Source organism: Pseudomonas sp. EB271-G4-1 (assembly GCF_058791355.1).
This window is the reverse complement of the sequence record NZ_JBYTEO010000040.1, coordinates 52,962-59,906: the sequence shown is the minus strand read 5'-3', so window position 1 is coordinate 59,906 and position 6,945 is coordinate 52,962. Positions and strand designations below refer to the sequence as shown.

The following is a 6,945-nucleotide window of genomic DNA, read 5'->3' as shown; positions in this document are numbered from 1 at the left end:
GGCTGCGATCTTTTGATCTTGATCTTAAAAACAAGATCAAAAGATCGCAGCCTGCGGCAGCTCCTACAAAGGAACGCAGCGTGCATGCTCAACTATCGACAATTGCATTACTTCTGGGTGGTGGCCAAGACGGGCAGCATCGTGCGCGCTTGCGAGCAACTGAACCTGACGCCACAAACCATCAGCGGGCAGATCTCACTGCTCGAACAAACCTATGGCATTGAATTGTTCCGCCGGGTGGGTCGACAGCTTGAGCTGACGGAGGCAGGCCGGCAAACCTTGCCTTACGCCGAGCAAATGTTTCAGTTGGGGGGCGAACTGGAATTGATGCTGCGCGCGCAGCCCAACGAGCAGCAGATCCTGTTTCGCGTGGGCGTGGCCGACGTGGTGCCCAAATCCATCGTCTATCGCCTGATCGCGCCGACCATGGAGTTGACTGAGCCACTGCGCATCACCTGCCGCGAAGACAAGCTCGAGCGGCTGCTGGCCGATCTGGCCATCCAGCGCCTGGACCTGGTGATCTCCGACAGCCCGATGCCTTCGCACCTGGACATCAAGGGCTACAGCCAGAAGCTTGGCGAATGCGGGATCAGTTTCTTCGCCACTGCCGAATTGGCGGCGCGCTATGGCCAGGACTTCCCCCGTAGCCTGCACGGCGCGCCCCTGCTGATTCCCGGGCCGGAAACCGTGGTGCGCAGCCGTTTGCAACGCTGGTTCGCCGAGCAGCAGATCCAGCCGCAGATCGTCGGCGAGTTCGACGACAGTGCCTTGATGCAGGCGTTCGGCCAATCCGGCAGCGGAATCTTCATCGGCCCGAGCGTGATCGCCAACGAAGTGCAGCGCCAATACGGCGTGCAAGTGATTGGCCAGACCGACGCGGTCAGCGAGTCGTTCTACGCCATTTCAGTGGAGCGCAAGGTCAAGCACCCTGGCATTGTCGCCATTACCGAAGGTGCCCGACGCGAGTTGTTTACCGAACTGTAAAGCCTCAGGCGCAGACTTCCCGGGGCTTGAACGTCATCAGGGCGATGGCCAGCAGGATTGAGGCGAGGATAAAAGCCGCTGCCGCGAAGCCAAGGCCTTGCAGCCCTACGCTGTCGATCACCCGCCCGCCGATCATCGCTCCCAGGCCAATACCCAGGTTGGCGCCGGCAATGTTCAGCGAAGCGGCGAACGCCGGCGCTTCAGGCGCGGCCTTCATCAGGCGCACGTGACTGACCAGGAACATCGCCGCCTGGGCCACGCCCCAAATGCCCATCGCCGCGGCCAGACCGAGGGGCGAATGAATGTTCGGCACCAATGCCACCAGGCCGGCAATCATGAACGCACAGAACATCATCGACGCCATCAGCGGGTGACGATCCACCGCACGACCGCCCAGCGAGTTGCCGATCAACCCGACCGCGCCGAAGCCCATCAGGCACCAGCCAACCACGGTGCCGTTGAACCCGGCCAGGCGCTCAAGGATATCGGCCAGATAGGTGTAGGCCGTGAACATGCCGCTGAACACAATCACCGACAGCAACACATGACCCAGCATCAGCGGGCTGCGCAGGATCTTCAATTGCGACAGCAAACTCACCTGATGCTGGTGCAGGTTGGTTTTCGGCAAGTAGATAAACAGCAGCAGTGCCTTGGCAAAGGCGATGACCGCCAGAATGGCGAAAGCACTGCGCCAGCCGAACGCATCGGAAATCAACGTGCCCACGGGAATGCCGAACACCGTGGCACAGACTATGCCAAAGCCGATCTTGGCGATGGCGCGGCCGGCGTAATCGGGACCGACGATGTCCACCGCGGTCTCACTGGCCAGCGCCCAGAACACCGGCAACCCCAGCGCCGGAATCAACCGGGCAAGCGCCATGACCCAGATGTTCGGCGCCAGTGCCGCCAGGGTGTTGGCCAGGCCAAACATGATCAGCACCGAGATAAACAGCTTGCGCCGCTCGAAGCGGGCGAAGTACGCCGTGAGGAATGGTCCGAATGCGGCGACAGTGAAGGCGAACAGGGTGACCAGCAAACCAGCTTGCGGGATGCTGACGTCCAGGTCCCGGGCAATGGCCGGTAACAGGCCGACGATAACGAATTCCGTGGTCAGCACCGTGAAGCCGGCGGCAGACAACAGAAGAATGGGCAACAGCATGCAAAACTCCAGAAAACGACAACACCAGCGATAGCCCGAAGGCCCACTGGCAGACATGAAAATGAGGATGGCGAATATTAACAGAGTGATTGCGCACGCGGTTGCCCGAACCTGCAAATCGCGTCGCTTAGTCGAGCGGCAGTTCGTCACAGGCCTGAAGGATTCTTCCTACGCTGTGATAAAGTCCGCGCCCTGCAAAACGTACACCCAGCGCTCATCGACCTTTCATGACGTCGATAGCGCGACCCTCTTCGGTTTCCTGCCTGAAGCTGCTCTGCAGCAGCGGTGAAACCTTGCACTTATAAAAATCCGAGATGCCGTTTTATGACTGCTTCAGCCCCTTCTTTATTGCAACGCTTGAAACGCCTGAGCCTGGTCACGCAAATCGTGATCGGCCTGATCGCCGGTATCGCCCTGGCCTCGTTCGCGCCTGAAGCGGCGAAATCCACGGCGTTCATCGGCAAAGTCTTCGTCAGCGCGCTCAAGGCGGTCGCGCCGATTCTGGTGTTCGTGTTGGTCATGGCATCGATCGCCAACCATAAGCACGGCCAGGAAACCCATATCCGGCCAATTCTGTTCTTGTACCTGCTGGGGACTTTCGCTGCCGCCGTGGTCGCGGTGGTTGCCAGCATGATGTTCCCGTCCAGCCTGGTGCTGTCGACCCATGACGTTGCAGTGTCCGCGCCGGGCGGAATTGGTGAAGTGCTGCAAAGCCTGCTGCTGAGCGTGGTCGACAATCCGGTCAGCGCCTTGATGAACGCCAATTTCATCGGCATCCTGGCGTGGGCCATCGGCATGGGCATCGCCATTCGCCATGCCGGCGACACCACCCGTGAAGTGCTGGGCGACTTGTCCAACGGCGTGACGGTGATCGTGCGCCTGGTGATCTGCTTCGCGCCGCTGGGGATCTTCGGCCTGGTGGCCTCGACCCTGGCTACCTCCGGTTTCGGCGCCTTGATCGGCTACGCGCAACTGCTGGCCGTACTGCTCGGCTGCATGCTGTTCGTGGCGTTGGTAATGAACCCGCTCATCGTGTTCTGGAAACTGCGCCGCAACCCGTATCCGCTGGTGCTGACCTGCCTGCGCGAAAGCGGCATAACCGCGTTCTTCACCCGCAGCTCGGCGGCGAACATTCCGGTCAACCTGGAACTGAGCAAGCGCCTGGGCTTGCACGAAGACACCTATTCGGTGTCGATCCCGCTCGGCGCCACCATCAACATGGCCGGCGCGGCGATCACCATCACCGTGCTGACCCTGGCAGCCGTGCACACCCTGGGCATCGCCGTGGACATCCCGACCGCCATCCTGCTGAGCGTCGTTGCGGCAATCTGCGCCTGTGGCGCCTCGGGCGTGGCCGGTGGTTCGTTGCTGCTGATCCCGCTGGCGTGCAGCCTGTTTGGCATCCCGAGCGAAATCGCCATGCAGGTGGTGGCGGTCGGCTTCATCATTGGCGTGCTGCAGGACTCGGCCGAGACTGCGCTGAACTCGTCTACCGATGTGCTGTTCACCGCGGCTGCTTGCCTGGGCGAAGAACAGAAAGTCCAAAGATTGGCGTAACGCTGCAGACTCTGTGGGAGCGGGCTTGCTCGCGAAGGGGTCGTCAGCTTCAACATTAACGTTGCCTGACACACCGACTTCGCGAGCAAGCCCGCTCCCACAGGTCCGGTGCTGAGCATGAAAAATGATCGCCCACGAAAAAGCCCGCCCAGGCGCAAACCTGGGCGGGCTTTTTTGCAGCTGGACGGTTTAGAACGCGCCCATGTAGTCGCGCTTGCCCACTTCCACGCCGTTATGACGCAGCAGCGCATAGGCGGTGGTGACGTGGAAGAAGAACTGCGGCAGGCCGTAGGTCAGCAGGTAAGCCTGGCCGGAGAAACGCTTCTCTTTCGGCGTGCCTGGGCGGGTTACGATCTCGATGCCCTCCTTGCCGTTGATCTGCTCGGGTGTGAACTCGCCGATGTAGGCCAGGACCTTGGCGATCAGTGCTTGCAGTTCGGCGAAGGTGGTTTCGCTGTCGTCGTATTTCGGCAGTTCGACTTCAGCCAGACGGGAAGTCACGCCTTTGGCGAAATCAACGGCGATCTGCACCTGACGTACCAGTGGGAACATGTCCGGGTACAGGCGCGCTTGCAGGAAAGCGTTCGGGTCGATGTTTTTCGCAGTGGCGTGGGCCTCGGCTTTTTTCAGCACGTCGCTCAGGGCGTTGAGCATTTGCTGGAAAACAGGAACGGAGGCGTCGTACAGGGAAATAGTCATGGCAGTCTCGTGTGATGACAGGAGGAAAACGTCGGCCGATTATAGCCGTGCGCGGTCCTCCCGAGATCGCTCTTTTTGCTACTTGCCCGCACGCGCCTCCCGAGGCATGCCCAAGGCGCGCTCGGCAATGATGTTGCGCTGGATCTCGTTGCTGCCGCCATAGAGGGTGTCGGCGCGGCTGAACAGGTACAGAGACTGCAGCCGAGTCAGTTGATAAGGCGCAGCTTCGAGCAGTTCTGCCTCGGCGCCCAGTACGTCCATCGCCAGCTTGCCGAGGCTGGCATGCCAGGTCGACCAGAACAGCTTGTAGATGGTCGCCTCCTTGCGCAGCGATCCATCCTGGCTTCCCGAGAGCATGCGCAGCGAGTTGTAGCGCATGATCCGCAACCCACTCCAGGCCTCGGCCAGGCGTTGGCGCAGGATCGGATCGCGGGCAGCCCCGTTGCGCTTGGCGATGGCGATGATTTCGTTGAGTTCGTTCTGGAACTGCATCTGTTGGCCGAGGGTCGACACGCCGCGCTCGAACCCCAGCAACGCCATGGCGATTTTCCAGCCGTCGCCCGGCGCGCCGATAATATTGGCGGCGTCGGTGCGGGCGTCATCGAAGAACACTTCGTTGAACTCCGAGGTGCCGGTCAGTTGCTCGATCGGTCGCACGGTGATTGAAGCCTGGGCCATCGGGACCAGCAGGAAAGACAAACCTCGATGGCCGACGCTGCCCGGTTCAGTGCGAGCAATCACAAAGCACCAATCCGATTCATGGGCCAGGGAGGTCCAGACTTTCTGCCCGTTGATCACCCAACTGCCGGTCGCTTCGTCCAGCGTCGCGCGGGTCTTGACGTTGGCGAGGTCGGAGCCGGCCCCTGGCTCGGAATAGCCCTGGCACCAGAAGCTCGTGCCGTTGACGATCCCAGGCAGAAAACGCTGTTGCTGCTCGACCGTGCCGAATGCGGCAATAGTCGGCCCGGCCAGGCCTTCACCGATATGCCCCATGCGCCCTGGGCCGCCAGCGCGGGCGTACTCTTCGTGAAAAATCACCTGCCGCGTGATCGACAGCCCACGCCCGCCATGCTTAGGCGCCCAGCCGACGCATGTCCAGCCGCCCTCGGCCAGTTTGCGCTCCCAGGCTTTGCGCTCTTGGGGAAACATGTGCTCATCGCCAGGGCCGCCGCGAAAACGCAGGGACTCGAATTCGCCACAGAGGTTGGCGCTCATCCAGTCGGCGACTTCCTGGCGAAAGCACTCGTCTTGCTCGCTGAAACTGATTTTCATGGTTGCTCTCCAAGAATCACCGCGGCGATCCGCTCGCGATGCCAGGCCGGCAGCCCGAGGAAGCTCTCGCTGGCGCGGGCGCGCTTGAAGTAGAGGTGTGGGTCATATTCCCAAGTGAAACCGACGCCGCCATGCAACTGGATCGACTCGGACGCGCAGTGGAAAAAGGTTTCCGAGCACTGCGCCTTGGCCAGCGCTGCTGCCAGCGGCAGTTCGCCCGCCACGTCGGCATCGCCCCGGGGATCAAGGGCTTCCTGAGCGACGCACGCCGCGTAGTAGCAGGCCGAACGCGCGCATTCGACTTGCAGCATCATGTCCGCGGCACGGTGTTTGAGGGCCTGGAAACTGGCGATGGGGCGACCGAACTGCTGACGCTCCTGCATGTAGGCCACGCTGAGGTCGAGCACCTGCTGCGCGCCGCCGGTCTGTTCGGCAGCCAGGCCGATGCAGGCCAGTTGCAGGACCTGCTCCAGGTGCGGCCAGCCGTTGCCGAATGTACCCAGCAGGCAGTCGGCTTCGAGGTACAGGCCCTTGAGCTCGATGCGAGCCTGGCGCCGGGTCTGGTCCATGGTCGGCAGCATTTGCCGCTCGATGCCCGCCCGCGCGGCGTCAATGGCGAACAGACTGATGCCCGCCTCGCCGGTCGATCCGGGTTGCCGTGCGGCAATGATCAAGAGGTCGGCGCCATGGCCATCCAGTACATGCTTGAGCGTGCCGTCGAGGACAAAACCGTCGCCCTCAGCCACCACCGTGGCCTGGACATCGCCGGCCGACCAGCCGTTGGCACTGCTGAACGCCAGGGTCGCGGTCAGGCTGCCGTCGGCAATCGAAGGCAACCAACGCTGCTTCTGTTCATCATTGGCGGCCAGCAATAACGCTGGCGTGGCCATGCAAGCAGTGGCGAAAAACGGCGAGCACAACAATCGCCGCCCCATCTGCTCCAGCAGGATTGCCAGCTCGACGAAGCCCAGCCCGAGGCCGCCATAGGCTTCGGGAATATGGATCGCGGGCCAGCACATTTCCTGGCATAACCGCTGCCAGAGGGCCTCGTCGAAACCCCGTTCGCTGACCATTGCCGCGCGCACGGCGGCCGAATCCGACACATCGGCGAGCAAGCCCTCGGCCGATGCGCGGATCATTTCCTGTTCGTCGCTGAATGCAAACTCCATCGCGGCGCCTTCTGCTCGTCTGGTGGGGCACGCGTGGCGCAACACCCCTTTGAACATGAAGTCTGCCGCTGTGCGGGCGCGGTGAAATCGTCAGCCTTGCCTAGT

Annotated in this window: 6 protein-coding genes; 2 read left to right on the top strand and 4 right to left on the bottom strand. The window is 61.9% G+C overall.

The features are described 5' to 3' along the window. The first annotated feature begins 84 nt into the window (after nt 1-84). Nucleotides 85-984, top strand: coding sequence for a transcriptional activator NhaR (gene nhaR / locus AC3WWR_RS19970; RefSeq protein WP_033042884.1), 900 nt, complete (start codon nt 85-87; stop codon nt 982-984). Between the two features lie 4 nt (nt 985-988). On the opposite strand, the gene AC3WWR_RS19965 is transcribed toward nhaR, so the two are convergent. Further along, nucleotides 989-2,143, bottom strand: a complete 1,155-nt coding sequence (locus AC3WWR_RS19965; protein WP_020800438.1) for an MFS transporter — start codon at nt 2,141-2,143, stop codon at nt 989-991. Between the two features lie 324 nt (nt 2,144-2,467). Here AC3WWR_RS19965 and sstT point away from each other — a divergent pair, with 324 nt between their 5' ends. Next, on the top strand, nt 2,468-3,700 hold the full coding sequence (sstT, locus tag AC3WWR_RS19960) for a serine/threonine transporter SstT (RefSeq protein WP_020800436.1): 1,233 nt from the start codon (nt 2,468-2,470) through the stop codon (nt 3,698-3,700). 189 nt (nt 3,701-3,889) lie between these two features. On the opposite strand, the gene AC3WWR_RS19955 is transcribed toward sstT, so the two are convergent. From AC3WWR_RS19955 to AC3WWR_RS19945, 3 genes are all read right to left on the bottom strand, one after another. Next, entirely contained in the window at nt 3,890-4,399 is a 510-nt protein-coding gene (locus AC3WWR_RS19955) for a DUF1993 domain-containing protein (RefSeq protein WP_020800435.1), read from the bottom strand. A gap of 78 nt (nt 4,400-4,477) precedes the next feature. Beyond that, nucleotides 4,478-5,671, bottom strand: a complete 1,194-nt coding sequence (locus tag AC3WWR_RS19950) for an acyl-CoA dehydrogenase family protein (protein WP_020800434.1) — start codon at nt 5,669-5,671, stop codon at nt 4,478-4,480. Next, nucleotides 5,668-6,840 carry an acyl-CoA dehydrogenase family protein gene (locus AC3WWR_RS19945; protein WP_033042888.1) on the bottom strand — a complete coding sequence of 391 codons (1,173 nt, stop codon included), beginning with the start codon at nt 6,838-6,840 and terminating at the stop codon, nt 5,668-5,670. Before AC3WWR_RS19945 ends, AC3WWR_RS19950 begins: the two co-directional genes overlap by 4 nt. Between the last annotated feature and the right edge of the window lie 105 nt (nt 6,841-6,945).